The sequence below is a fragment of the Pedobacter suwonensis genome, assembly GCF_007833675.1.
In the GTDB taxonomy this organism is placed as follows: Bacteria; Bacteroidota; Bacteroidia; order Sphingobacteriales; family Sphingobacteriaceae; genus Pedobacter; species Pedobacter suwonensis.
On the sequence record NZ_CP031708.1, the window covers coordinates 3878009 to 3902793 of the forward strand.

The 24785-nt window shown below is 39.5% G+C and carries 15 protein-coding genes; 13 read left to right on the forward strand and 2 right to left on the reverse strand.

From position 1 onward, the window contains the following. Positions 1-240 precede the first annotated feature (240 nt). Positions 241-2607 (forward strand): hybrid sensor histidine kinase/response regulator, encoded by a 2367-nt coding sequence (locus tag DV942_RS16035; RefSeq protein WP_186462328.1) that lies wholly within the window; start codon positions 241-243, stop codon positions 2605-2607. Between the two features lie 203 nt (positions 2608-2810). On the opposite strand, the gene DV942_RS16040 is transcribed toward DV942_RS16035, so the two are convergent. After that, positions 2811-3224, reverse strand: a complete 414-nt coding sequence (locus DV942_RS16040) for a VOC family protein (RefSeq protein WP_145859147.1) — start codon at positions 3222-3224, stop codon at positions 2811-2813. A gap of 214 nt (positions 3225-3438) precedes the next feature. On the opposite strand from DV942_RS16040, the gene DV942_RS16045 reads away from it, so the two are divergent. Continuing rightward, a complete protein-coding gene (locus tag DV942_RS16045) occupies positions 3439-4593 on the forward strand; it encodes a retropepsin-like aspartic protease (protein ID WP_145859149.1) in 1155 nt (384 codons plus the stop codon). A 193-nt stretch (positions 4594-4786) separates the two neighbouring features. On the opposite strand, the gene DV942_RS16050 is transcribed toward DV942_RS16045, so the two are convergent. Beyond that, a complete protein-coding gene (locus tag DV942_RS16050) occupies positions 4787-5404 on the reverse strand; it encodes a hypothetical protein (protein ID WP_145859150.1) in 618 nt (205 codons plus the stop codon). A gap of 201 nt (positions 5405-5605) precedes the next feature. Between DV942_RS16050 and DV942_RS16055 the strand changes: the two genes are divergently transcribed. The 11 genes from DV942_RS16055 (at position 5606) to DV942_RS16105 (ending at position 24780) form a co-directional block, all read left to right on the forward strand. Continuing rightward, complete coding sequence (locus DV942_RS16055) at positions 5606-7141, forward strand: SulP family inorganic anion transporter (protein WP_145859154.1); 1536 nt, start codon at positions 5606-5608, stop codon at positions 7139-7141. Positions 7142-7652: 511 nt separating this feature from the next. Then, positions 7653-10667 carry a SusC/RagA family TonB-linked outer membrane protein gene (locus DV942_RS16060; protein WP_145859157.1) on the forward strand — a complete coding sequence of 1005 codons (3015 nt, stop codon included), beginning with the start codon at positions 7653-7655 and terminating at the stop codon, positions 10665-10667. Between the two features lie 34 nt (positions 10668-10701). Further along, on the forward strand, positions 10702-12219 hold the full coding sequence (locus tag DV942_RS16065) for a RagB/SusD family nutrient uptake outer membrane protein (RefSeq protein ID WP_090983344.1): 1518 nt from the start codon (positions 10702-10704) through the stop codon (positions 12217-12219). Between the two features lie 11 nt (positions 12220-12230). Further along, entirely contained in the window at positions 12231-13340 is a 1110-nt protein-coding gene (locus DV942_RS16070; protein ID WP_145859159.1) for a discoidin domain-containing protein, read from the forward strand. 36 nt (positions 13341-13376) lie between these two features. Continuing rightward, on the forward strand, positions 13377-14468 hold the full coding sequence (locus DV942_RS16075) for a DUF5007 domain-containing protein (RefSeq protein ID WP_134204919.1): 1092 nt from the start codon (positions 13377-13379) through the stop codon (positions 14466-14468). 22 nt (positions 14469-14490) lie between these two features. Further along, the gene (locus tag DV942_RS16080) at positions 14491-17637 is read left to right on the forward strand and encodes a SusC/RagA family TonB-linked outer membrane protein (RefSeq protein ID WP_134204698.1); all 3147 of its coding nucleotides are present in this window, start codon (positions 14491-14493) and stop codon (positions 17635-17637) included. 10 nt (positions 17638-17647) lie between these two features. Beyond that, positions 17648-19168, forward strand: coding sequence for a RagB/SusD family nutrient uptake outer membrane protein (locus tag DV942_RS16085; RefSeq protein WP_090983155.1), 1521 nt, complete (start codon positions 17648-17650; stop codon positions 19166-19168). 16 nt (positions 19169-19184) lie between these two features. Then, positions 19185-19925, forward strand: a complete 741-nt coding sequence (locus DV942_RS16090) for a fasciclin domain-containing protein (protein WP_166672357.1) — start codon at positions 19185-19187, stop codon at positions 19923-19925. A gap of 31 nt (positions 19926-19956) precedes the next feature. Further along, the gene (locus tag DV942_RS16095) at positions 19957-21579 is read left to right on the forward strand and encodes a DUF5008 domain-containing protein (protein ID WP_134204700.1); all 1623 of its coding nucleotides are present in this window, start codon (positions 19957-19959) and stop codon (positions 21577-21579) included. Between the two features lie 35 nt (positions 21580-21614). Then, on the forward strand, positions 21615-23312 hold the full coding sequence (locus tag DV942_RS16100) for a DUF4983 domain-containing protein (protein ID WP_166672359.1): 1698 nt from the start codon (positions 21615-21617) through the stop codon (positions 23310-23312). A 31-nt stretch (positions 23313-23343) separates the two neighbouring features. Then, a complete protein-coding gene (locus tag DV942_RS16105; RefSeq protein ID WP_145859161.1) occupies positions 23344-24780 on the forward strand; it encodes a PA14 domain-containing protein in 1437 nt (478 codons plus the stop codon). Positions 24781-24785 lie beyond the last annotated feature (5 nt).

A 24785-nucleotide genomic window follows, 5' to 3' on the forward strand; every position in this document is an offset into this window, starting at 1 on the left:
GTCAAACACATATTAAATTATTAAACCAAAACGAACTAATTTTTTCAGCAACTTATTCCCAGGGGAATTTTCATTGCGAAATAGGCAATCTAAAAATGCCAACAGACAACTGTAGTATTCAAATTTTCTATTACATTTACTGCTTATTTATATCCTTAAAGATCCAATTCAATTGCTGTAATAATTCAATTTTTTTAATGCGTGAGTAGGCAGGACATTAGCCTCACTCCATTGTCTATTGTGAAAATACTATTTACCTTATCGCTTTTATTGCTTTGCTTATTAAAAGCTAAAGCCCAATACCAATTTCGCGAAGATAATTTACCTGAAGAACTATCGATACTAAATCATGCCAGAATACTCAATACCGGCTCAAAAACGGTAACATTAAATGAAATCGTTAGTAACAGCGGAAAGCTTCCTTTCAAAAAGTTAAGCGGAAAATTAGGTAATCTGGGTTTCACAAGTTGTAATTACTGGCTAATATTTCAATTAAAAAACACAACCAAAACGCCCTTAACCTATTACCTACAAATAGCAGAACCGTCAACAAATCAGGTAAATCTTTATTTAATTGATGCCCATAACAAAATTGAATCTCAAAAAAGTGGTGATGATTTACCCTTTTCAAGCAGAAGTGTGAAAAGCAGGCAAACAATTTTTAAGATATTCCTTGAACCGGGCGAAACAAAGAGGGCATTTGCAGACATTAGAAATGATGGACAGGAAAACAGTCTGCCATTGTTGCTGATCAGCCAGCAAAGCTTGCTCGAACGCACGGCTGGTGAATATTTGATAATGGGTATTTTTTATGGCATACTTACCGTAATTGCTACTACTTACCTCTTTTTCTACTTGGCCATGAAGGAATCGTCCTTCCTGTATTATGCGCTTTATGTGGTTTCTGTAGGCCTTTGCCAATTTGCTCTGGATGGTTTTTATCATCAATACATCGGTACCGGAAATTCCTGGCTCAGCCTTCATGCAGTCATTATTTCTGGTATACTTTGTAGCTTTTTTTTCGCAAAATACAGTCAGGAATTTTTGGAAATCAAGCGAAAAAATCAAAGAATTAACAAAGTTTTTACCCCGCTTTATATTTCATTAGCACTTTTGCTTATTGGTATTATTTTATGCCCGGTTCTATTAAAATATGGCTATCTGCTTATCAATATCATAATATTACTTGGGCTGCTTATCATTTTTCTATCCATTAGTGTAATCCTTTACAAAAGACAGCCTATTGATCTATTCTATACTACAGGTATTGTAATTCTGGCCTTAACCATTATTACGGGAATAATAACAAGATTCGGTATTTTAGCCGACGACCTTTCTATTAACAATATAACCAAAATTGGAATTGGCTTAGAAATCGTTGCCTTATCCCTCTCCATGGCAAACCGAATTCGAATGCTCCGAAATAAAAAGGAAGAGCTTAAAATCCTCGCACTACAGAAATCAGAAGAAATGAGCGATATGAAATCTTACTTTCTTTCCAATATGAGCCATGAACTGAGAACGCCTTTGAATGCAATTCTCGGGCTTGCTTCAATCATGGAAAAAGATAGTACCGACCCGAGGGTAATCGCAAATTGTGAGATCATCAAATATGCTTCACATGGTTTAATTTCCTCAGTAAATGATATTATTGATTTCTCAAAGGTTGAAAAAGGTGAGCTAAAGCTCGAAAAAGTAAATTTTAATCCGGTTAATATTTTAAATAAACTTTCATTAAGCGCAGAGAAACAGTGTAACGATAAAGGCCTGAAATTTAGCTTTATAAAGTCGCTGGACGAGAACATTATGCTGCTCGGCGATCCGGTCAGGCTTGAGCAAATTATTCACAATGTACTTGGCAATGCCGTTAAATTCACTTCCCAGGGAAATGTCACAATGCAAGTCAAATCAGCCATAGAACAAAACATATTGACCCTGCAGATTACTATTAAAGATACAGGGATCGGTATTCCTAAAGAAAAGCTTGGAATTATTTTTAGTTTATTTTCTCAAAACAGGTCTGACAATAAAAGAAAACACGGTGGTTTTGGCATAGGCTTAAGTATCGTTAAAGTTTTAATTGATTTGCATCAGGGTAAAATAAATATTGATAGCGCAGCGGATAGGGGCACTACCTGTGAAATTCTGCTCACTTATCCTGTTCAGGAAACCATCAAAACAATTAATCTGTATCCAGACGATGAGCATGATCTTTTAGGAAAACATATTTTGGTTGTTGAAGATAACCCAATGAATCAAATGATCATTCAGATGATGCTTGAAGACTGGAAAAATACAAAGGTAAGTATCTGCGATAATGGAGTGGAGTGCCTGAAGATGCTGAAGAGTGATGACACCATTGACTTAATTTTAATGGACTTGCAAATGCCTGTTATGGATGGTTACGAGGCCATTTCTGCCATCAGAAATAACTTAACCGGTATAAACAAAACAACGATTCCAATTATTGTAATTACTGCTGATACAACCACAAGTACTAAAGACCGGGTTTTTGGCCTCGGAGCCGATGACTATATGAATAAGCCGGTTGACGAAGAACTGATGTATCAAAAAGTGACCGGCGTTTTATCGCGCAGGAGGAATTAAAGCATAATACACGCGTTCGCAAGCCAGCACCTGCTTTGCTCCCTCAAGTAACCGCCTTCATTTTTTAGCAGCAAATAATCTACAGATTCGGATAATCAGCCGCTATTTTGGCATCATTGGTAAATTTGGTTCACCTGCCCGTTCTAACTAAAAAAGCAAGCAAAGGATTTTGCCCTGCTTGCTTTACTTAAAGTCATATCTAATTAACCCAGATGTTCCGGCATGCCATTTGGGTCCATCCATACATATTCCCAGTGGTGTCCATCAAGATCATCAAAACTATGCTGGTACATAAAACCATAATCAGTAGCCGGATTGGGTATGGTGGCACCGGCAGCGACTGCTTTATCTACCATTTCGTTAACCGCTTCCTTACTTTCTGCGGATATTGCAATGGAGGTCTCTATGGCTTTACGGGCATCTACAATTTCTTTTTCGGTAAAGGTTTGAAAAAATGTTCTGGTGAGCAGCATCACATAAATGGTATCGCTGATGACCATGCAGGTTGCTTTTTCGTTGGTAAATTGCGGGTTAAAAGTATAACCCAGTTTAGTAAAGAATGTTACAGATCGGTCAAGATCTTGAACTGCCAGGTTTACAAAAATTCGAGTTGCCATATTGGTTTTCTTATTTAGTTATTCAAAGATACCTGCATCGCCTATAGCTGTTTGAGTACAAAAAAGACAAGTTTAGGGGTAAAATGCGACTTTATGATACCTATTCACTTAACAATCCAGGGGGTATAGGTGCCGTTTCAAATTTTAAATGGATGGAATATGACAAAGCTTGATGATTCTTTTTATCTTTATTCTTTCAACCCATTCACTGCTCATGAAACGAATACTGCCTGTTTTAACCCTCTTGATTCCCTTTTCTGTCTTTGCTCAAAACAAACTACAAGTTATAAAGGCAAGTGCTGGCCAGGCAAAAATTTACGAAGAGCCTCATGCAATTTCACGCTGGTATATCAATCCCAAAGTTAAACTTGATGTCTATACTATGGGTAAGTTTACAAAATCCAAAAGGATAAAATTCAAAACGGATGTTGATTCGATCGTTTTTAATATTAGTCCAGGGCAAAAAAAGGAATTTATTGTTTTATTGAATGGAAAAGATTCGTGCCTGACGCAAATCACCGCTCCAGTGCTAAAAAACTTTAGTAAGGTATCGCCTGAAATTCATGACGCTGTACCCTTTTTTGTAAATAAATACAATACGAATTTTCTGCCGATCATTTTTAATGGCACGGATTCGCTAATAATGAATTTTGATTCGGGTGCAAATGACATCGATCTTACCAATGCTGCACTGGCAACAAAAGTGAAATCGAAGCCCAAGCTTTACCACACCGATTATGATATCAAAATTGGAAACCATACCTACAAAAGCAAAATTTATGACATTGAGTTGGCCGGGAACGAAACTGACGGTTTGTTAGGGTGGGATATATTTGATGGGATGATTGTAGCTTTGGATTATGATCAAAATAAAATGATGGTGCATTCGACGATGCCCAAAGAGATTTTACAGGATAAGCAATACACTAGGTTTAAGATCACTTATATCAAAAATAAACCTTTTATAGAAAGTGAAATTTCTCAGAACGGAACTAAAAATAAAAGCCTGTTTTTCTTTGATTTAGGATACCAGCGTACCGTTATGCTTGATCGTGACCTGCTGCGGGAAATGAAGTTTCCTGCCGAAAAGATGGAGGTGATAAAAAAGGTAATGATGCGTGGGGTAAACGGCAATGAAGTGCCGGTAACTACGGTAAAACTTCAAAGCCTGAAAATCGGTAATTTTGAACTGAAAAACGTTCCGGCGCAGGTGATGGAACAGAATAAACCCATGCCAGGCACTAACGTTCACTACCTCGGAAACGATATTCTGAAAAGGTTCAATACGGTTTTCGACTTTCAAAACAATGTCATCTACTTAAAGCCTAATCATCTCTATGATGTTGCCTATGCAGATCAAAAAAGTTAATATTTCTGTTTTGTGCCGCCCAGATCACGAAGCAAAGCCGCAAAGCAAACAGCCTTAGGGACTTCATCTCTACTGAAGTGGAACGAAATAGAGAGATTTCAACTTAGGGCTTTAATTCCATTAGATTGAGGCATTACGTCCATCTTACATCATCCATCTTAAATTATCAATTTTACTTCAGTCCGATTTTTAGTTAATTCACAAACTGTATCTGTTGTACCATATAGGCTTTCCCAAATTGCTGTGGATCGTGTACTACCGTAGCTTTAATGGCTTTCCATTTCGGGCGTTGTCCTTTTACTGAGTTTGCACGGATTTCCTGTACGTTTAACCAGATTTCTTCCAGCTCGTTTTGAATGCTACTGTTTGCATAAGTGAGCTGTAATTTGCCTGGAATCAGGTAATATTCATTTCCTGTTTTGCTCAGCTTTATTACCGGTCCTCCAGGTACATATGAAGTAATCAGTTGTACCGTAAAAGATTCATTTCCTTTATACTGCTCCTTGCTCAATATCTTTTCGAAAACAAAATAGTACTCAGGGCCATCCTGCAAAGGTACTTCATCGCGGTTGAACCTCGCTTTAACCCGGTAAGTATAGCCAGGTTCACGCTGATCAAAACCCGAAAGTGAAGCGCCGGCATCTACATTGCCAGGCAATTTCAACAGCAGGTCGTTATCTGAACCATAACGATGGCTGACCAGTAATTCCACTTCCTGTCCGTTTTTTAAGTTCAGCGGACCATATCTTTCTGATTTTTTACAGGAAACAAATGTGAAAACAGTAAGTAATAACAATAACATGTTTTTCATAGCAGTGTGACGATTTAGATGAATTGTCTCTCTAAAACGTAACGCTGTTGGCATACGCTACACTAGGGTTAGTCATTTTATGGATCTTTTTCCGGGATTCGAAGTTCTGTTGCAGGGCTAAAGTGATTTCTGTCTATTTTATAATAGAGGCAATGTTCCGATAAAGTTTAGATATTTGCAGCTTATTAATAATTTTTACAGATGAAGCCTTACCTGCAACTTTTCGATTTTTCTAAGAAAATAAATTACAGAACTGAAATTCTTGCAGGTTTAACGGTGGCTATGACCATGATTCCCGAATCGCTATCATTTGCTATTCTTGCAGGTTTCCCTCCCTTAACTGGTTTGTACGCTGCTTTTATTATGGGGCTGGTTACTGCTGTTTTGGGTGGTAGACCGGGTTTGGTTTCGGGTGGGGCAGGTGCAACGGTAATTGTACTTATTGCGTTAATGAAAAGCCACGGCATAGAATATGTTTTTGCTGCAGTGGCTTTGGCAGGGCTGATTCAGATTATGGTGGGTTTGTTTAAATTGGGCAAATTTGTGAGACTGGTTCCGCAGCCTGTTATGTTTGGTTTTGTTAACGGTTTGGCGGTTATCATTTTTATGTCGCAGTTGACGCAGTTTAAAACCCTTATTAATGGCAAGGTAGAATGGCTGAGTGGTATGCCTTTGTATACCATGTTGGCTTTGGTATTACTAACGGTGGCTATAGTGCTTCTTTTACCCAAGATTACCAAAGCCGTTCCATCTTCGCTGGTGGCGATTATTGTGGTGTTTCTTGTTGTATTTTGTTTTGGGATTGATACTAAACTGGTTAAGGATATTGCTTCAGTAAGCGGTGGTTTTCCGCCCTTTCACATTCCTGGAGTACCGCTAAACCTGGATATGCTCAAGATCATTTTCCCTTATTCGCTTATTATGGCCGGTGTGGGCTTAACAGAAGGTTTGCTCACGCTAAACCTGGTTGATGAAATGACGGCAACCAAAGGTAATGGGAACAGGGAGAGTATTGCACAAGGCATTGCGAATATTGCAAATGGTTTTTTTACGGGCATGGGCGGTTGCCCGATGATTGCCCAAACTTTGGTAAACCTCTCGGCAGGTGCCAGAGCAAGGTTATCGGGTATTATTGCAGCATTAACCGTTCTGTTGATCATTTTGGTGGGTGCCCCGGTAATCGATCGTGTACCTATGGCTGCGCTGGTTGGTGTAATGATGATGGTTGCCATTGGTACTTTTGAATGGATGAGCTTTAAAGTAATCAATAAAATGCCTGCGCAGGATATTATCATTGGTATCCTGGTGGCCGTTATTACCATTTGGCTGCATAACCTGGCACTCGCCGTACTCATTGGTGTAATTATTTCGGCACTTGTTTTTGCCTGGGAAAGCGCTAAACGGATACGGTCCAATGAACATACCGATGGAAGTGGTGTAAAAATTTATGAGATATACGGACCTTTGTTTTTTGGATCGGTAACTCATTTTAATGAATTGTTTGATGTAGGCAACGATCCGCAACAGATTATAATCGATTTTAAGCACAGCCGTGTTTTTGATATGTCGGGTATTGATGCGCTGAATAAACTAACTGAACGTTACCGCTTAGTAGATAAAAAACTTCAGTTGAAACATTTGAGCAGCGACTGTAAACGCCTGCTAAAAAATGCTGATCAGATTATAACGGTAAATATTATAGAAGATCCCATCTATATGGTAGCAACAGAAAAATAGAATGAAGTAGTTTCGTCTTATGGCCCAGGCTAAGCTTGATTTAAGATGCTGTTTGAGCCATCATAAAGATAAGGATGTACTGGTGTCTAAATCAAGGCGAATCCAAATTTCCTGTTTCAACTTAAACGTTTAAGTATTTCGGTTAAATCGCAACAAAAAAATGTTTAATTTATTGTATCCGTGGCTAAAAAAATCTTTACGCGCTGTTTTTTAGTGTGTTACTTTGATAAGAAATATTAGCAATATTTATTTTTTTATCTGTCTGGTTGACATTTATTTTGTCATAATTCAATATTATCCCTCTATTTAATAAAAATTTCATAAAAATGATAATTTGTTATTAAAACGTTTTAGCATATTATATATTTGAATTAACCAAATAACTAAATTATGAGAATCCCTAACCACTACCGCCAGAGTACTTGTCCTTTTAACTTCAGACATGTCTCGCCGTTTCCGAAAAAATAAGTTTTAGTAATCATTTTTTTACCAATTAAAAGATCCATTAACTATGCGATACTTATGGGCGTGCCTTGCTTTTTTTGCAGCGTTTACGTTAAACGTTTTACCAAATTATGCTGCAAGCAAAAAAAAGTATAAAGGCCTTACAATTAACTATTTGATCTTTCAGGATACAACTAAAATAAAGATCGTATCGCCTAAAGACTCTTTGCGGAAGGATAGTCTTGAACAGATCAGGAAAAAAACACTTTACAACAAATTGTCTGGAGGTGTACAAAAAGATACCAGGGATTTAGCACTCTTTCCGGCTATTTCATTGCAACAGAATTTAAAGGGCAATTTTGCCGGTCTTTACGTTCAGGAACCTTCCGGTGAACCTGGTTCTATGCAGAATATGTTTATCAGAGGGGCTGCAATGCCATTATTATCCAAAAAGGATTTGTACGATGCCCAGCCATTGGTGGTGCTCGATGGTATTCCTTTGGTAAGAGAGCATCCTTTTGCCTTTGATATCCAACAGTTCGATTTCAATAGGATTGGTCCGGCTACCAACCTGCTGGCGGGCATCGATATGAATAATATTGCATCGGTAGAAGTGCTTAAAGATCTGGGTTCAACCTCTATTTATGGACCAAGGGGTGTTAATGGTGTGATTGTGTTAACCTCAAAAACAGCCGTTGGCAAATACCGCGCGATATCTTTCAATTCTTACATCGGTATGGTGCAAAAGCCATTCGTAAATACCATCAATGGTAAATATGAAAATGACTTCAGGCAACGCTTTTATGGCGTATACACCACAAATGGCAGGTATTCTGACGATGAAGAGTATCCGGTATATCTAAGCGATTCACTAAACAATGTATATAGTGGTAAATCAGACTGGACCGATTTATACTATAAAAATGCATTGGTGTATGGTGTTAATTTCTCGCTTGCAGGTGGTACAGATCGGGCTAACTTCAGGTTTGCATTGGGTAATACCAAAAGTGAAGGAGTAGCCGATGAAACGGGTATCGACCGGTATAGCGCTACTTTTAATATCAACATGAAGCCAACCAAGTGGTTGCTGTTTTCAACGATGATTAATGCAAACCGTTTGAACCGCGATAGAAATAAAACCTTGCGCGACCGCTTTGCACAACTTAATTATTTCCCTGATTTGAGTGCGCCGCTGCCACCAAACAAAGATTTCTATGGTTCATATCTCCAGCAATACAAGAAAGGTTTTGATGATAACAAAACAAATTCCATTCAAGGTTATGCCAAATTAGAAGGAACTTTCGGACAGTTTAAGGTAACGTCATCGTTTAACGCAGATTACAGTGAAGGCTACAGGGATGTTTTTTATGCCCGAACGCTTTTGCAGGGAAACAGTTATGCATCCAATTACTATGGCTTTAGCCAAAGGTTAATGATGGATAACAAGGTAACCTATGATCTGAACCTGAATAAAATCCACGATTTTCATTTTGCGTTAGGGCAAACCATGCAATGGGATATTTATAAATACAGTAATGCCTACGCTTATAAAGGTGTTAACGATTATATCAAAATCAACTTACTTGATTCTAAACCTAAAAACGATGATGGTTCAGACAATGGAGGTTATTTAACGCCGGTAGCTTTTCCAAGAGAGTTAACGTATCGGTTTTTAGATAAAACTGAAGATAACTTATTGTCTTTCTATGGAAAAGCTGATTATTCATTCGCCGATAAATATTTCTTATCAGCCATATTACGTTTAGACGGCTCTTCAAATGCACAGCCTACAAGCCGGTGGTTTTATTCGCCAACTATTTCTGCCGCCTGGAGTCTTAAAAACGAATTCTTGAAAGGGAACAGCTCGGTTGATGATCTGGTATTGCGTGCAAGTGCGGGCAGAATGGGGCGTACCTTCAGTTACGATAACTATACCCAGGGCCCACAATATACCGCCTCAGTTGGTTACACCGGTAACTTAACGGTACCGGGTTATAATGCATTCGGGGTATTAACCCGTCCTTACCAGTTTGGTTGGGTAGGTTACGGCGTTCCCTGGTCGTATTCAGATCAACTCAATATTGGTGCTGATGTAGCGATGTTGAAAAACCGTTTGCACGTTTCAGTTGATCTTTATAGCAAAACTGATAAAAACCAATTAATTGGTATCCCCGCTTATGCAGAGTATGGTTATAAACAAGCCATCGAAAGTGGCATGTCTGTAAACAACATGGGTGTCGATTTTACCTTAAGTGCCCAGGTGATTGCAAAAAGTAAATTCTCGTGGAGTTCAGCTTTAAATTTTAACCACAATGCTAACAAATTAAAAGCATTGCCCAGAGGACTGGATCAGTTGGTGGTGGGTAACAGGTTCCTGAAAGTTGGCCAGCCCGTAGATCAGTATTGGTTATTGGAAAACAATGGTATTTATACGGCAGATGCCGACGTGCCGGCGGTTAACGGGCAAAAACTAAAATACAAGGGAATTGTGTTAAAGGCAGGTGATCCACGCTGGAAAGATCAAAATGGAGATAACACCATTGATGATAACGACAAAGTATTAAAGGGCCACGCTCTACCAACCCTTTCAGGAGGTTTTGATAACAACTTTAAGTATGGCAACTGGAGTTTGGGTACGAGCTTCTACTTTAATTTAGGCAGAAAGCTCATCAACCAGGAAATGGCCAACCGTTTTGATTTTGTTAACCGCGAGGGGAATACCGATATCAGTTCTGTTAAAGAAATTACTTTCTGGGAGAAACGTGGCGATTACTCAAAATATCCACTTTACAATCCTTGGAGTACCGTAATCCCATATCGCGCAGATCAGGACCTCTTCCTGGAAAATGCGTCATTCTTAAAATTAAGGCAGGTTTCATTGGGTTACGAACTGGGTAATCTATTAAGTAAGAAGAACATCAAAATCAACAAATTCTTCGTGTACGGTGCAGTAAGCAATATTTTCACCATCACGCCTTACACCGGCCAGGATCCCGAACTGGTGAATTATGATGGTATTGATACCGGTTATGGTCAGCCCATTCCGAGAACATATACCCTGGGTGTTAAAATGGATTTATAAGATGAAAACAAGAACGAACAAAACATCAGGTAAGATGAAAAATATATTTTACGTACTACTGCTTTCTGTAATAGCCTTTTCAAGCTGTAATAAAGCTTTAGAAACAGATTCTACCAGGGTTGTTGGCGAAAAAAATGCCTGGAATACAGTAGAAGATGCCCGATCCGGAATTTTAGGCGTGTATGCTTTAACACGTGCTGCATTGTCAGATAACAATGGTCATTGGATTTATGGTGATGTAAGAACCGGAGAGTTTTTAAGCCCGAAAAGACAGGATTTGAAGGCTGTGATCGGCAATAATTTAAATGCGGCATATCCTGTAATGGAAGCCTTATCTGATTGGACAAGGTTTTACGCTATTGTAAACGGTGCCAATGTTTTCCTGGAAAATATTGCGCATGTAAGAGAAACAGATAAACGCTATACGGGCAATAACATGACGGTTGATATTGCGCAGGCCAGGTTCTTAAGGGCTTTTGCTTATTTCTACATGGTAAGAATATGGGGCGATGTCCCATTCATTACCTCATCAGACGAAGGTAAATTTACCAATAAACCTCGCGAAAGCCAGGCCAGGATTTTAGCGTGGGCCGAACAGGAAATGCTTAAAGCAGCTGCTGATCTGCCCTTTATTTATAGTGGCGGCGACGTGCAGCAGCCGACTGATTATTACAATGAAACTTCGGGAAGATGGGGCGGTGCCTTGGCTACAAAAGTTACGGCATATGCCGTTTTAGCTCATTTGGCAGCATGGAATGGCGATTATACCAACGTTTCTAAATATGCCAAATTCGTGGAAGATAATTATGGCAGAAGTGCCGGCGGTTTTACCGGAAGTGCCGATTTGTCTAACTCCAACGGGTTTTTCTATAATAAAAATACCAGGCAGATGTTCGGTTTCAACTCCGATTATGGCCACGTGGATGGTTCATCAACCGGGCATATTGAAGAGTTGACTTTGGCTGAACCGGTGATGACCAAGTCGGTTCCGGATATTTACCTTCCAAAAGATTCGATCCTGAAATATTTCAATCTCCCAAAAGATCAAAGGTTTGCGGTTGATACCTTGGGGCAGGCCAAATACGATGGACGATATTTTACCAACCTCAATGGTAAGTATCCCATTTTCAGCAAAATCAAAGTTATACAGGGAGGCGGAACAGATCCAAACTTCAGGTATTTTACCAGTGCTTTGGTTTTTACCCGCCTGGAGGATATTATTTTGCTGCGTGCCGAGGCCTTATCCGTATTGGGCGATCAAAATGGCGCTTTAAATGAGTTGCTCGTTGTGCAAAGCAGAAGATACGATGATGTTACGGCTTTGATTGATGCGATCAACGGTGGTGATGTGATTAAATTAATCTTCGAAGAACGCCACCGCGAATTGTTGGGCGAAGGATCCAGGTGGTATGATCTGATCCGTTATAACAAAATCAAACAAAACGATGCCAAATTTATGAACCTCATTAACTCTGGTGGCATCTACTGGCCAATATCCAGAAAACTGCTTTCTCAAAATAGTTTATTAACCCAAAATGCTTACTGGCGCTAATGATCACAGATATGAAAAACTCAATAAAATATATAGGTGCATTGGCAATCTTATCATTGCTAACACTCATCAATTCTGCCTGCAAAAAGAACGGGGGATTTTATGATGCACCAGATCAGAATGTAACTTTTTCTGGAAATACTTACGATTATTTGAAAAGTAAACCGGGGGTTTTTGATTCGCTGATTGTAGCGATAGACAGGATGGGTTTGAAAAAGACCTTAACCGATAGCAATGTTACCTTATTTGCAGTAAGTAACCCTAGCTTTCAGCTGGCTTTACGGAACTTAAATACACTACGGAGGCTATCAGATAAAGACCCGCTTTTTTTGGCAAACATTGATGCTGTTCAATTAGATACGATGACCTCTTATTACATTGTACGGGGCAAAAAAACAACCGATTCTTTAAAACTTCAGGATGGTTTAGACTTAAAAAGTGTTCGCATCGGTTACCCCATGCATGCAAGTGTAACCAAAATGTCTGCTTCTGGACAAGTAGGCGCCGGACCGGAGGTTATCAATTTCGATAATACCAAAAAAAGCAAATTCGTTCGTAACTGGGCAACCAGTACCACATCGTCAAATAACATCCGGACCAAAAATGGTATTGTGCATGTCATCAGTGCCGATCACGTATTTGGTTTTAATGAATTTGTTACCCGGTTAACTTTTGTGCCGCCACCACCAAACCTTTACCTCGAAATTGGTGGAATATTTTCATCCAACCGCGAAAATGGTGGAGGGATAACCAGTGGAGAAAATTCGAGAAAGGTAATTGATGGTGATGACCATACTAAATTCCTGGCCGACTTACAGGGCGAACTATGGATGAGGTTTGAACTTAAAACGCCGGCAGTTTCATCAGTATATACCTTAACATCTGCAAATGATGCCAATGAGCGGGATCCAAAAGCCTGGACTTACGAAGGCTCAATGGATGGCTCGAACTGGGTAGAGTTGGATAGAAGATCTAATTTCTTCTTTGAAGAAAGGTATCAGCAAAAGGTATTTAGGTGTACCAATACAGTGGCTTACAAATTTTACCGCATTGTGATCACCGAGCTTAGAAACAGCGGCACATTCCAGCTGGCTGAGTTTACCATAAACAAAACGAAATAAGTGATGCGAAATAGAAAAATTAAACCAAATAGTCCGATGAAATCGATCATATATAAATATTTTGCGCTCCTGTTACTTGCTGCAATTCTTTTTAGCGGCTGTAAAAAGATATTTGATCTACCTGATGAGAAAGATTATATCAGCAACAATGTAAATTTTAGCAATAAAATTCTGGAGCCGATCATCGGAAGAACCAACCTTATCGGAGGCTTTAACAGCGATAACTCTACCAATCCAATTACGTTTGAAATTGTAAATGTGAGGTTTGGTGATGGAAAGCCGGTGAACGATCTTTTTACACCTGCGCCAACTTATGTGTGGACAGCTCCTTATACCGGTCTGGAAAAAAGCCTTGCCGAAATTGAGGCCAAAAGAAAAATTGAAACACATCCCATATTCGAGATACGTTCATCAGGTGAATTTATTTTATGGCCATCGGCAACTAATCAGATATTAAAACCTCGCCCAACAGATAGTACCAACTTTTCTCAGGATACCCGCTTTTTTGATGTAAAGGTTAAAAATTCGGGTGGCGAGCGTCTGATCAGGGATTTTCAGATCAGGCCGTTCAGAGAGCGCCCTTACGAACCTTCGAATGATTTTAATGCCTACACGGGTTTGCCTGCGCCTGATCCAAAGTTTCCGTTAGACAAAAAACTGAGGGATTACATCCGCCCTTATCTGAATAATGTAATCGGTGCTACCTCAAATTTAAATCTGGTGAGCAACAATGATAAAAAGGATGCGGTAGTGTACATCCGCCCGTTTACATCTGGCGGTAATGGACATTCCCTGCGTATTGTGGTTTTGGGTAAAGATTCTTTACCGATCGATCCCAAGTTTTTTAATGAGACGGTTTGGGATAAGATGATCCATGGATTCAATATCCAAAAAACCGACAAATATGTGCAATATGATGTTGCTTATCCAATTCCATTGGTTGAAATCCCTACATCTTACGCCAGAGGCGGATCAAGGGCAAAAGCAGAACTGAGCTACTCCCGGATTGGTTTTGGGGGTACACGTACAGTAGGCAGTTTCGGTGTCGATTTCGCTATTTACAAGGCCGGCGACTGGGAAATCGTTTTTCATTTCAAAAATGAGAACCCAAAATTTGCTAACGAATAGTTGATCCATAAAGTTAATTACGATGAAAAGAAATATACTTTTATATACATTACTTATAGTATGTATAATATGTTGTACGAATGCCTATTCGCAAGAAAAAAACATTATTGTAAATGGTAGGGTACTCGATAAAGACACCAAACAAGGGGTGCCAGGCGTATCCGTTATTTTGCAAAGCACAAATAAAGGTTTAACGCAAACCAATGGTGATGGAAAATTTTCGGTTAACGTACCTGTTGGCGAAACGTTGCTTTTTAAATTTTTAGGTTACAATACGGCATCAGCCAAAATTACCGGTCAAACCAATATTACGGTTACCATTAGCGAAAACCGTAAAGATCTGAATGATGTAATTATCGTAGCTTACCAGAACAGACCAAAAGAAACAACCGCCGGATCGGTGCAAGTACTTGGTGCAAAGGATGTTGCTGATGTTCCTGTATCAAACATTGAAACGCTTTTACAGGGTAAGGTTCCGGGTTTAAATATCCAGAATAATACCGGTGCCCCTGGTTTTAGGGGATCGGTACAGCTTCGTGGTTTATCCAGCTTAAGTATTTCGGGTAGCGGTAACGATTCTTTTTTACAGCCTACTTCGCCATTATACATCATCGATGGTGTGCCATTAGATGCAGATAAGGCAGCGGAGTTTGGTTTTCAAACACAGGGGCCTGGCGTGAGTCCGCTCTCTTTGATCCCACAGGAGGATATTGAAAATATCCAGATCCTGAAAGATGCGCAGGCCACTTCCATGTACGGGTCAAGAGGGGCCTACGGGGTAATCATCATCACTACTAAAAGAGGTAACTCTAAAGTGCCACGGATTAGATATGTATCGAACTTTTTCGTAAATGCTCCTCCTAAACTACGCGAAACATTAGGCGGTAATTCTGAACGTCAGTTAAAGATCCAGCAGATTATTTTAAATGCCGAAACGATTAATCAAATCAGGGGAATCAGCAATACACCTTTCCTTGCCGATAGTTTAAATGCCTATTACAATAACTCTACCGATTGGCAGGATGTATTTTATCAAACCACCTTTAACCAAAGCCATAACCTGGCCTTAGATGGTGGCGACCAAAAGTTTAATTACAAAGCTAACATGGGCTACTATGCAGAAAAAGGTGTAATTAAAAATACGGGTTATAACAGGTATAATTTAAACATGAACATGGAGTTTAAACCGAACGATAAATTTAGGTTTTTCGGTTTTGTTAATGGCTCGGTGGGTAAACAGAATAAAGGTAACGGCGCAGGCTTACTTCAATCGGGTGTAGCTGTAAACGGCCAGGCTTCAACGCTTTTACCGCCTCCTTCTTTTTATCAGGCCTCTGGAGGAGTGTTGTCTGCTTTGCAAACGCTGAATGATAATAACTCCAGAAACTTAAGGGCAAATATCGATGCCCGTTACGAATTTATACCAGGTTTGGCAGCATCGTCTACCTTAAGTTACGATTATACATCAGATACAGAAACTACATTTACACCTGCTGCGGCCAATGGATCATTTGCCAAACTTTATGATTACAATGGCAGAAATTTTCAGTTGTACAACAGAAATGCAATTACCTATGCTAAAACATTAGGCGAAAAGCACAATATCTTCATCAATACTTTTAACGAAATTTATAAACTGGGGGCCCAATCATCCATCAGCAGGCAGGAAAGAATTCCGAATGATCAGCTTCAGGGACCACTCGGTTACGATGGTTATTACTCAAGAGGTGGCGGGGTGTTAAGTAGTTATAAAAACGCCACAATTGCTTCTTTTGCAGGATCGCTATCTTACGATTACGACAAAAAATATGTGGCCGAGTTTTCCTACCGTTTAGACGGTACCTCATCCAGTGGTTTGGAAAATCCATATTCTAAAAACTCTTCAGTAGGTTTAAGATGGAATTTTAACAAAGAAAACTGGTTAATTGATCAAAAATGGTTGGACTATGGTAGTTTAAGGTTAACATGGGGCCAAAATATTGTTCCTACAGGTAATCTTCAAAGTATTTATGGTATCTACAACCTAAATGGAAATTACAACAACACGCAAACCATCGGTATCAACTACGATTTAATTCCGAATCCGGCATTAAAACCAACCACTACAAGCCAGTACAACATTGGTTTCGATATTGGTTTTCTAAACAGATTCTCGATCGTTGTAGATAGTTATTTCAAAAAGGTAGATAACTTATTGTTCGATCGTGTTTTATCAAATACTACAGGTTTTAATAAACTGGCGAGTAACGATTTGGGGATCGCTAACTATGGTACCGAGGTAAACTTAATCGTAAAAGCCATTACCAGCAAGGATTTTGATTTATCTTTTTCCATAAATGGCGCGTATAACCGCGATGTGCTGTTAAAATTGCCAGCAGAATATAACGGACAGTATATCCGTTTCGATGGTTCTGGTTACCTGCAGCATAATGTTTTCCGTGTAGGCAGAAATACCCTGTCAAACTACCTGCGGATTAACCAGGGGGTTTATAAAACAGATGCTGATGTACCCGTAGATCCGGTTACCGGAAAAAGGTACCAAACAAACAATACTTTCTTTTATGGCGGCGACCCGATTTTGAAAGATGTAAACGGCGATTATATTCTGGATGGCCGCGATTATGAAATTACCGGAAACTCTCAACCTTTGTTAACAGGTGGTTTATCCTTAACCATGAGGTATAAAAAATGGGGTTTAAACGTATATGCCAGTTACACCGCTGACAGAACAATCTTAAATAATGCCCTGGCAGATCGTATTGCCATTATGAGAGATCCTTATGCATTGAACGCGGTAGTCCCGTTGGGCGATTTAAATATCTGGCAGCGCCCCGGTGATGTAGCTAAATATCCATATCCTTATGATTTTGCACGTTATGGAAGCATTCAACCATTAAGGGCCGATCAAACTTTATGGCAGGAAAGTGGTACCTATCTGAAAATTAATAATTTAACGCTTTCCTATATGTTCGATAAGAAGATGATCCAAAGATATGGGCTGGCCAATTTAAGAATATTTGCTTCAACCAATAACTTAATTACATTTTCTAAGTATAGTGGCCCCAATCCGGAAAACGTAACCTCATTAGGTCGCGATATTTCTAACGGTTATCCTGTGCCACGTACCTATAACATTGGTTTAAACTTAGAACTTAATACAGGCAACTAAAATATTTATTATGAGAAAAGTTATTATTTACACTTTGGTTATTGCAGCATGTTTTTGCCTGCCTTCATGTAAAAAGTTTTTAAACGTACAGCCTTTGGATAAATTAACAGGAAACAACTATTTCCAGTCTAAAGATGATGTGGTTGCTAATATTTATGACCTGTCGAGGATTGTTTTTAGCAAAATAAACGAAACGCATTATGTTGGCGCAGTGGGAGAATACCGATCGGGCGAAGTATTGCACGAAAGCCAGTCTGATAATGCCCCTTCACGGGAATATGTGGAGTATTTAGGTAGGAACGATCTGTTAAACCTGATCAGAAGAGGGCAGCCCTGGGATTATTACAATTTTGACAGAATAACAGATTGGACCGGTTATTACAGGGCAATCCAGGGCGCCAATATCCTGATCGCGAAATTGGATGAGGGTGTTCCGGGCATTACGGATACAGAAAAAGGACAGTTTAAAGCCGAAGCCGCATTTATCCGCTCGCTTTGTTACTTTACTATGGTGCGGTTATTTGGCGATGTAGTATATTATACCGATGCATTTCACTCTACATCATTACCACGCGAAAATTTTGTTTCCGTATTAAATAAATGTATTGCCGATTTAAATAGTTACAAAAACCAGATACCATTTACCTATAGCGACCCTGCTCTAAAAGGCGTTCGCGCAAGCAGAGGAAGTATCATTGCCTTAATGATGGAGATGAACATGTGGAATGCAGGTTTCGACGGCGCAAATGCAAAAAAATATTACCAGGCTACTGCAGATTTAGGGAAAGAACTGGTTGCAAGTAATGCCTATCGGTTATTACCACTTTCAGATTGGTCAACAGTAATCAAAGGCCGTTCGGATGAAAGCTTATTCGAATTTTATCAAAGTATAAATTATGGTGATGCCGTACTGAACGTAGCACCTATAGCCGATATGTTTTTGCATTATCCATACAAAAGGCCTGAGTATACCCACCGCGTAAGTTTTGCTTATTACCGGGGCGAGTACATGCAAAAACTTTTCCAGGACGGTGGTGATAAAAGGATTACCACCTGGTTTAATGAAGATATTTTTGCCGACAATGGTAAGTTCATGATGTTAAAATATGCCAAAAACTCTTTTATCGTAGGGGAGGAAGATGCCAATCCGGATAATACCTTTATGATTTTTAGATATGGGGGTGAACTTTTGCTTGCAGCAGAGGCGCTGGCCAATATCGATGAGGATGCCGAAGCCATAAAACTCGTAAATATGGTTAGGAACCGTGCTGGTGCATCTCCCTATACCTCTTCAAACGGAGATCTTAAAGAATTTATCTTTTACGAACGTTCAAGAGAACTGATTGGCGAGGGACACCATTATTTTGATCTCGTTAGAACTAAGAGAATCTTGAACAGTCAGTATTCTTACAACGTACTTACATCCGATAAATTTAGTCGTGGTGCTTGGACCTGGCCAATTAACCAAAATGCGCTAAACAACAACCCATTTATGAAATTGAATGATTACTGGGTTAATGGTGGTAATTAATTATAATAAAAGACATATGAAAAAGCTAATTTTTGCTTGTGCTGCTTTACTGATTGTGTTAAATGCTTGTAAAAGAGATGAATATTATCGGGATGGAGGTCTGGCCAATCCTAATTTTAACGGGAACATGCTTCAATATTTACAGGCTAAAAAAGTACCATTTGATACCATAGCCCAGATTGTAAAACTGGCGGGTATGGAAAGCACCTTTTCTAATGAGGACTTTACATTTTTTGCCCCTGATGATGAGGTAATTAAGAAAACAATTGGTACAGTTAAAACCGGTGGATTGAATAATTTTCTGTTTTATTCAGGAAAAGATACTGTTAAAACGCTGGATCAGATTAGTCCGGTAATCTGGAAGAGATATTTGCAACGCTATATGTTTAAGGGTGTGAATAAATTAAAGGACTATCAACAGATCGATTTTGATGTTAAAAGTGTTTATCCAGGCGGTTTGTATTATTCTCTCGGGGGTAATATCTCAAATATCGGGGTAACCTATGGCACCGCAAATAATATCAAGTATATCGGGTACCGCCAGTTAAATCTGACCTATATCCCTGATGCTTCAAAACCTAATGATAACTGGTACATCAATAAGGTAGCGTCATCTGATATAAAACCTACCAATGGCGTTGTGCACACTTTGGCCTATAATGAAACAAGAGGTGGCGCTTATTTCGGTTTCAACGAGAGTGATTTTTTTAGCGATGTATATTTTAGCGGTTTAACGCCTTCTGATTCCTCCAAATAAGTCATAATTGGTTTCTACCTCAAAAAATTAAATGATGAAAAAGATTAAATTTATATTCACAATAATCACTTTGATTGCTTTAGGCTTTCAAGGATGTAAAAAGGCAGATGATGTCATCCCCGATCCTTATGCTGATGCCAAATCACCTTTAGGGGTGGCCATCTCACAAACTGATGTACCTGTTCCTGCTGTTGGTAATGTTGGTACATCCGTGGTGATCAAAGCTTCTGGCTTTGATAAATATAAAGATCAGTTAACCTTTATGTTCAACGGCGAAAAGGCCGAGGTAGTTAGTGTAACCCCCACAGAAATTACGGTTAAAGTTCCGGAAAGCGGAAGTACAGGCGTAACCTCCATCGCCGTTGGCGATCAGTTATTTATTGGCCCAACTTTTACCGTTAAGGGTCTGATCCAGATTGATCCTACTTTTAAAGCTACAGCGGGTACCAATGGTTATGTAAGTCAGGTATACGAAATGCCTGATGGAAGGAATATCGTAGTTGGTAATTTTACCAATTTTGATAATAAAGGCGGTGTGGTTCCAATCAATCGAATCGCCAGAACATCTACTGACGGGGAATATGACCGTACTTTTCGTACTGGAAAAGGGGCGAATGGTTCATTGTTCAGGGTTTTGGAAATTGGCGGTCGCTTTATTGTTGCCGGCAGCTTTAGCGGATTTAACCAGCGTACCGAAAACATCAGTAACATTACCAGCCTGTTTACCAGCGGAGCAATCGACACCATAAAAATCCAAACAAAAAGAAAGCCAACGGTTACCGATACTGTTACGCAAAAATGGTTTCCGAGATTTAATGGGGGAACGAATGGTTACATCAACCGTTTATACGCCCATCAGGGAAAAATTTTGGCGACGGGTAATTTCAGATTTTACGTAAAAAGAACTTATGATAAGTTTAACTACGACTTATCAAGAGATACGGTAATATTGGATAGTACAGATATTCGCCAGGTTTTGCGCTTTAATTTAGATGGCAGCCTTGATAAAACATTCCGTTTCAATACCGCTACTAATAAAGGGAAAGAGAGTGGAAATGGAAATATTGATAGTTATATGCATACCGATGCAGAGAAATTGGAAAAATTGGTGGTATTTGGTAGTTTCAATACGTTTGATGGTCAACCTGCCAATCGTATCGTTCGTTTAAACCCTGACGGAAACATCGATCCTTCTTTTACACCCGGCTCGGGGGCAGATAATACCATCAGTTCATGTACTTATAATGCTACTACAAAAAAATATATAATCACTGGAATCTTTAGCAAATACAATGGTAAACCAGCAGTTGGTATAGCGGTTTTAAATGATAATGGAACCTTAGATGAGACATTTGCTTCCAGAACATTTGAAGGCGGTTTCCCTGGTTTTGCCAAGCAGCTCAATAATGGATTAATTTTAACAAGTGGGAACTTTATTAAATATAATAATGTGACTAGAAATGGTTTTATGGTATTAACGTCAACGGGAGCATTGGCAAAGGGATACAATTCTACCGGTCCTTTTAACGGCGGCTTATCTGATGTAATTGAAACCAAATCTGCAGATGGTAAAAAAGCACTACTGTTAATTGGCGAGTTTTACCGTTTTGATAATTTACCATTATACAATATGATTAGAGTAACCATCGAATAACAGATTAAGCTAACCAGATATAAATTAAGATGAGTATGATGAAAAAATATAGATTATTGATTGGCTTAATCGCAGCAATAACCGCCACAGCCATATTTTCTTGCAATAAAGAATTCGAGAGAACTATTGGGGATAAAAATGCAAGTGATACTACAACCGTTAAATACGGAAACCGCAAGGTTCTTTATTTAATAGTTGATGGCGCTAGGGGGCAATCGGTTTTAGATGCCAATACGCCAAATATCGATGCCATTTTACCGCACGCAATCTACACCTGGGTTGGTTTAAGTGATCCTGATGCAACGGCAAATGCAACTAATTGGGCAAATATGTTAACCGGGGTTAAAAAGGAGAAGCATAAGGTTGACAGTGATGCATTAACGAACAACAATCTTCAGAATTACCCGATAATCTTCAACAGGATCAAAGAGGCAAGTGCAAAATCGAAAATTGTTACCTATACGCCTTCGGCGGTTTTTAAATCGTTAAACACGGGGGCTGATGCCAGTAATCTGGTGGCAGATGATGATGCAGTTAAAGCAGGTTTGATCAGCAATATCGGAAGTGATACCGCATCAATTATTGTAGGCCATTTTACAGGAGTTAATGCAGCAGGGGCAGCCTCTGGATATGATGTTTCTTTTCCGGCATATAAAGCAGCGATAGAAAAATTTGATACCGGTGTAGGTGAAATTCTTGCAGCATTAAAAAAACGCCCAAATTATAATAATGAACAATGGTTGGTGGTTATTGCCTCGAGTGCTGGTGGGCAGTATACCTTACCTGCAAATGCCGATGACCAGACCATTTTTAGCCAACCCAAAGTAAATGCATTTGTAATTTATTATGCACCAACCTACAACAAACGAATTTTAACAAAGCCGTTTACGGGTAACCGGTATTTGGGCAAAACCATCCGTTTTAAGGGCGAGAACGTGAGGGCACAGGTTGACGCTGCTGATGCCAATGTTTATAATATTGACGATACAACAAAGGTGACCATTGAGCTAAAGGTTAAAAAGAATGAAGACAGATTTTTCTGGCCAAGTGTGCTCGGCAAGCGTAACGAATGGTCAAGTGGCCATCCAAGCGTAGGTTGGGTAATCTATTTAGAAGAAGACTATTGGTATTTTGAGTGGAGGGGTACTAAAGATGGAGATTATCACCAATGCAGGGGCGGAAGTTTTGCTAAAGGAAAATGGACAAACCTGACTGCAAAAATAGAAGTGCGTAACGGACAACGTTTTGTACGCACCTATACCAATGGTACCTTTAACAATGAACTCGAAATTACCGGTTCAGGTTCATTGGCAAATTCCAATCCTTTAAAACTGGGGTTTTTGAACGGAAATGGCCACGGCTCGCCTGATGTATATGTCAGCGACATCCGCTTTTTTAAATTCTCTGTTCCTGATGGAATGATTGGTAACTATGCCTGTCAAACTTCAATAGATCAAAGTCATCCATACTTTAATTTTCTGGTAGGGTACTGGCCTGCAACAGATGGTAATGGCAATATCATGGCAGATATCAGTTCGCAGGCACATGATTTTAAATTTCAGGGAACGTATGACTGGGAGAGTTTTAATGATCTGATCTGCCCGCCAGCTCCGGAAACACTGGCCGTATTTGTTCCGCAAACAGCAGATATCCCGGCGCAGATTATAAACTGGTTAAAAATTGCCAATAAACAAACCTGGAAACTTGATGGCCGCGTTTGGTTAGATCAATAACAGATTTGCTGACCATTTAAAATAGCATAAAATGAAAAAAACTATATATATCGCATTGATAAGTTTAGCCATCATTGGCGTTTATTCTTGTCGCAAATCAAAAATTGAAGACTTAACATTGCCCGATCCCAATACCCGTAGTATAACAGGGGAAGGTATTGTTGCCGGAAAGGTTTCCATAGATAACGAATACGTTAAGGTGCCTTTTAAAATTTCTTTAACCGGCGTTGCAGAAGAGGCCTTCCAGGTGGGTTTAACTTTAAATAATGATACCGTTGCCCAGTTAATTAATAATGGAACCATCACCAACGCGGTACTCATGCCATCTACAGCAGTTGAGTATCCAAATGTAATCAATGTGGCTTATGGTACCGATAACAGTGAAGGTATTGCCATTGTCCGGCGGTCCGTATTGGAGCGCAATTATGGTAAAAAAGTTGTTTTTGCATTAAAGCTTTCAGCTCCGGGTAAAGGAAACAAAATTGCTGCCGATAAATCTACCATCATGGTAATCATCAATACTTCTGATCTGCTGAAATCTACCGATTTACATTACTTAACATTCAAAAACGCAGGTATCTACAATGTGGTATATCAGGGAGATTATATAGTGGGACCTGCAGGGGTAACCATTCCGCTCATTGTAAATCTAGAAAATCAGCCATCAACAGCTTTCAATATTAAAATCAAAGAAAATATTGATACCGTTAGTACGCTGGTAGGTAACGGAACGTTGCCTGCTGATGCCATACACCTGGCTGCCAAAGATTATAGTGTTGATACTTTGGTTCGCTTTGCCACAGGCGCTTCCAGTGCAGTGGTGCGGCTTCAGATCCCATGGCCGGTTTTTGATGCCAACATTGTTGCCAATAAGAAATTTGCATTCGCCTTCAGTATTAGCGAGGCAAACAATCATGTAATTCACCCTACAAAAAGTAAGTTAATTGTGGTGGTGGATCCTAACGTAAATTTGGATAATAACTCTTACATTACTGGAAACGGTACCGGTTTAACCGCGAGATATTATACCAACACCCAGTTAGACCCGGATGATGGACGCGCACCATTTGTAACAAGGATAGATGAGACCATTAACTTTAGTGGCGATGGATGGCCAGATAATGTAAAAAATGCCTCGGGGACACAATTAAGCCGGGATAATTTTGCCAGCAAATGGAAAGGCGAGTTTTTGGCGCCCGTACGTGGTACCTACACTTTTTATCAAACCCGTTGGGATGATGGTTCCAGACTGTATGTAAATGGTGTTGCTTTGGTTGATGACTATACCACTCAATGGGATAAAGACTCACGTAAAGGTACCATATTTTTAGAACGCGGAAAACGTTACACCATTGAGGCACATCACCGTGAAAATGTGGGCGGTCAGCAAGCTTATTTAGAAATTGAAGTGCCGAATATTTTATCCAAAAGGGTAATACCAAAATCTCAGTTATTTCCAACGCCTTAAATATT

Coding starts and splice junctions, on each gene's coding strand:
- DV942_RS16050 (WP_145859150.1), bottom strand. CDS start 5,404: ATGAAAAACATGTTATTGTTATTACTTACTGTTTTCACATTTGTTTCC.
- DV942_RS16080 (WP_134204698.1), top strand. CDS start 14,491: ATGAAAAGAAATATACTTTTATATACATTACTTATAGTATGTATAATA.
- DV942_RS16100 (WP_166672359.1), top strand. CDS start 21,615: ATGATGAAAAAATATAGATTATTGATTGGCTTAATCGCAGCAATAACC.
- DV942_RS16075 (WP_134204919.1), top strand. CDS start 13,377: ATGAAATCGATCATATATAAATATTTTGCGCTCCTGTTACTTGCTGCA.
- DV942_RS16045 (WP_145859149.1), top strand. CDS start 3,439: ATGAAACGAATACTGCCTGTTTTAACCCTCTTGATTCCCTTTTCTGTC.
- DV942_RS16055 (WP_145859154.1), top strand. CDS start 5,606: ATGAAGCCTTACCTGCAACTTTTCGATTTTTCTAAGAAAATAAATTAC.
- DV942_RS16040 (WP_145859147.1), bottom strand. CDS start 3,224: ATGGCAACTCGAATTTTTGTAAACCTGGCAGTTCAAGATCTTGACCGA.
- DV942_RS16085 (WP_090983155.1), top strand. CDS start 17,648: ATGAGAAAAGTTATTATTTACACTTTGGTTATTGCAGCATGTTTTTGC.
- DV942_RS16065 (WP_090983344.1), top strand. CDS start 10,702: ATGAAAAATATATTTTACGTACTACTGCTTTCTGTAATAGCCTTTTCA.
- DV942_RS16105 (WP_145859161.1), top strand. CDS start 23,344: ATGAAAAAAACTATATATATCGCATTGATAAGTTTAGCCATCATTGGC.
- DV942_RS16095 (WP_134204700.1), top strand. CDS start 19,957: ATGATGAAAAAGATTAAATTTATATTCACAATAATCACTTTGATTGCT.
- DV942_RS16070 (WP_145859159.1), top strand. CDS start 12,231: ATGAAAAACTCAATAAAATATATAGGTGCATTGGCAATCTTATCATTG.
- DV942_RS16090 (WP_166672357.1), top strand. CDS start 19,185: ATGAAAAAGCTAATTTTTGCTTGTGCTGCTTTACTGATTGTGTTAAAT.
- DV942_RS16060 (WP_145859157.1), top strand. CDS start 7,653: ATGCGATACTTATGGGCGTGCCTTGCTTTTTTTGCAGCGTTTACGTTA.